The organism is Bartonella sp. CL435QHHD (assembly GCF_042195095.1).
GTDB lineage: Bacteria > Pseudomonadota > Alphaproteobacteria > Rhizobiales > Rhizobiaceae > Bartonella.
This window is the reverse complement of the sequence record NZ_JBHINS010000030.1, coordinates 1-3,537: the sequence shown is the minus strand read 5'-3', so window position 1 is coordinate 3,537 and position 3,537 is coordinate 1. Positions and strand designations below refer to the sequence as shown.

Annotated in this window: 1 protein-coding gene and 1 pseudogene; both read right to left on the bottom strand. The window is 45.9% G+C overall.

The genetic code is table 11. The annotated features are described in order from the left end of the window. On the bottom strand, nt 1-3,072 hold a 3,072-nt coding region (locus tag ACFILH_RS01555), incomplete at its 3' end, for a DUF4815 domain-containing protein (RefSeq protein WP_375667263.1). Between the two features lies 1 nt (nt 3,073). Beyond that, nucleotides 3,074-3,537 (bottom strand): annotated as a pseudogene (locus tag ACFILH_RS01550) (phage tail protein); the annotation flags it as partial.

Below are 3,537 nucleotides of genomic sequence, written 5' to 3'. Positions count from 1 at the left end.
GCGCGCTTGTTTGGCGCCTTTATCACCACTGATAAATTTGCGCTCTGTCCAAAGGGGCTCGGATAACTGCTCTGTTTCCTCTAATGTGAGAGGAACAAAAGCACCATCATCCAACTGCATCTCACAAGTGAAGGTTGCACCGCCTGGTAAAAATGTTTTGATATAGCTGGTCAATCTTGCTTTTTCACCAAAGGCAAAAGCACGCGTGACATAGGTAGCTTCCTTATGGATCTTTCCCGCAATCAATTGAACAGGCGCAAACAAGACGGGTGAGAGCTTTTCGGTGCCTTTGAGAATAGCGCGAAGCTTTATCTTTTCACTGATATATTCAGTAAGGCTTAGCAATTGAAAGGGAAGAAGTTGATAAATTGTGCCATTGTTTCTTTCAATTTCAAAGATGACAGAACAATCGCTTGAAGGCAATTCAATGGCTGCGCGTATTTGCAAATCAGAGCAGTCAACAAGGTCAAAAGTGCCAAGATCAATGGTTTTTTCTGTTTGTGTGTAGCGTGCCGCCAGCACCCTAAAAGCTAAAGCCTCATCTTGATGGGCGGTCCAGCTCCTAGCATTGACAGAAGAAAAGCGTGGACCGGTCACGTAAGGGTGGCTCGAGACGTATCTCTGGTGTTCTGCATCAAAATCCCCAAGCTTTGCCAGTGAGACAGAATGATTACTATCATCTGTCTTAATAACGAAAGCCGTTAAGCGGTCATCGGGGACAAGGAGTGGTACATCATAGCGTGCCTCTGCCCAACCTAGCTTTGCGCCCTTCATAGAATAAAAGCTTTGTGCTTGAATATCGGCGGTCGGATAACCGTTTTCTGTAGTGACCAAATCAATCACCAAATCATGGTTCTCATTACCGATTTTGCAAAGATGAAAGTCAATACCGGTGATTTGCCGTGTTTCATCGGGGGTAAAAACTTGCGCTTGTGGGTCCACTTGCGTCCATATTTTCACCGTGGTGGTGCGCCGCATCACTTTCACATCAATCACACCTTGACCTGTAAAAAGCCCTGTTGCAATTGTTCCACCTTTTCCCCGTGCCACAACATTTTTTGTACCAGCGGTAATATTTTGTGGAATCGTGAAAGTGCCTTCAAGGGTGCCTTTGGTGTTAGCAACAAGCTTTGTTTTTGGTAAAATATTCACACCATCAAAGGTAAGACGTTCCAAGATTTCGCTACTGCCAAAACCTTCAATTTTGAAAGAAAGGGTAATTTGTCTCAAAAAATCGATTTTCTCTTGGGTTGCACTCACCAAATCATCACTGATTTCTGTTTTACGAACGCTTCTCCCACGGTTCCATCCCATGTTCAGTTGATTGGTCACGCTTGAGAGCCAATCGGTACGCTGTTCATGCCAGAAGTCTGTCGCGGGTTCAAGGGTTACTGTACCAGGCAAGGTCGCAAAATTTTGATAAGGATTGATTTTTTCGCAAGCAGTTGTCAACTCTTGCGCAATGATCACTTCATTTGTCCAGTCAAGCGTAACAGGCGCGTTCAGATGAGCGGTGTAAAAGGTTGGATCAATGGCGAGCTGTAAAATGCCATTGCCTACAGCCCCCGTTTGTTGAAAGCCTTCATCTCTGTAACTATCATCAAGAAAAGGGTCTGCAAACATGCCCTTTTTGGCAACAGGTTCTTTAGAGTCAACATTGCTTTTAATACGCTCTAATTGCATCAATCGATCAAGCGAAAGCACTCGTTGAAAATAGCGCCACATCTCATCATAGGGGGCAACCCGTGTGCCATCATTGACCACAACCGGCGTTTCAAGCCAATTGTTGGTAATGGTTGCAAGGGACAACACATCATCAGGGACACTGGGTGCCATGGGGTGATCTGATGAAACTCCTTTGATATATACGACATTGCCCCCCGTGTTCAGTCCTATGCGGTCAATGCGGGGGAGTTTGTAAGTGTAACTGACGATAATATCACCACCCTCCGCACCCCCTGAGACTGTGATTTCCTGCGCTGTTACTTTATCAGCGGTGATTTTTGCGCGGTAACGGTAAGTCACCTTATAGCTGCTCCCCGCTAAAGGTTCGTCTCCCACGGGTGCCCAATCAATGGTGTCTCCGGTTTTTTTAAAATCTGTGCCTTCTTTAAATTCCTTGCTTCCTTGAACGATTTTTATAAACGCGGTGATGCTTTTATCAGGAACACCATCACGCCCAGCGGCAACGGCACCACGGGTGACGTTAACGGTTTTTTCTTTTGTCAACAAAAGAGACTGAATATCGGAAATAGGAAAATAATAGGGTTTAAAGGTAAAACTTGTTTTCCCTTTTGAAGGCGCAAAAATATGCGTTTCGCTTGGAACAACGCTTGTCGAAAAATCTTGCATCTCTTCATGGCGCAAGGCGGCAAGGCGTTTACGTTTAAAGCCATTGATATTGGCCTCTCCTTCTTGAATACTAAACACTTGGCAACCGTTATTGGCTCCCAATGCGCTTACACGGCAGCCACTCACGATATAATGCCCATGGGCGCGGTCGTACGTCGCAATAGCTTGCATGGCGGGTTCAAGGAGTGAGGGTGATTTTTGATCAATCAGAACACCATCTTGCAAGATATAAACGGGAAAGAAAGTGCCATTCTGCTCATCCTCTTTTAGTGCCCAAACAAGCTGTGCTGTTTCGCGTGCGGCACCAGGCTCTCCTTCTGCCAATGTGCCAGGGACTTGCCCCAACAACTCTGGATCATCCTCATGGGTTATCCATTTTTTTTGCAGCTTCACACCAATTTCCAAGCGCCCAATCATGGCAACATTGTTGAGTACAGCGGGTGCAACGGGGAAAATATCGCCTGCGATATAAATTTTGCCATCCGTTAAAGTGACGGTCCTTGTCTCTTTGTTGACAAAAGCATCAGCCCGTTCAACGCGGTCTCCTTCTTTTGCAACAAGGCGCCCCAAGCGGTCATGCCGCCCCCTGATGATGGTTTGAACCTCATTCAATTCACCACTTTGAATAAAGGGACGCGTGCCATAAAAGACAACGCTTTGTTGTTCCTCTTTGCCGCGAGATCTGTCAATTGCAAAGGGTAAACCACTTTCATGCTTCATATTAAAACCTCAATAAAATCTTGAATTGTTCGCGAACATCGGCACGCAAAGGAATATTGATGGGTGTTTTGAGTATCTCTACACCACCATTCAGTTCATTGACGTCACACCAAAGCTTTCCAAGGGGGACATCTTGTTTGGGAATGCCGTGAACGAGAATAGAAACAAATGCTGCTTGTTTCCCATCAACATCGTGAAAGTCTGTGCGGGCTGCCAGAAAAAGCGCCGTGCCCATTGAGGAGGGCTGGAATCTGTTACCACAATGGCTATACACACCATCCAAAGCTTGTTCGACAGGCGCTACAGCATAGCATCTGCGATACCCAATCACGCTATTTTGGCTGTCTCTTAACACGAGATAAAGCGTGCGGTTGCTAAACCACTCTGCCATGAGTATATCGCGTTCATGTTTTTTGACCGAACACCACGGAAAATTTGCCATGTCCCATGGATAATCAATAAGGT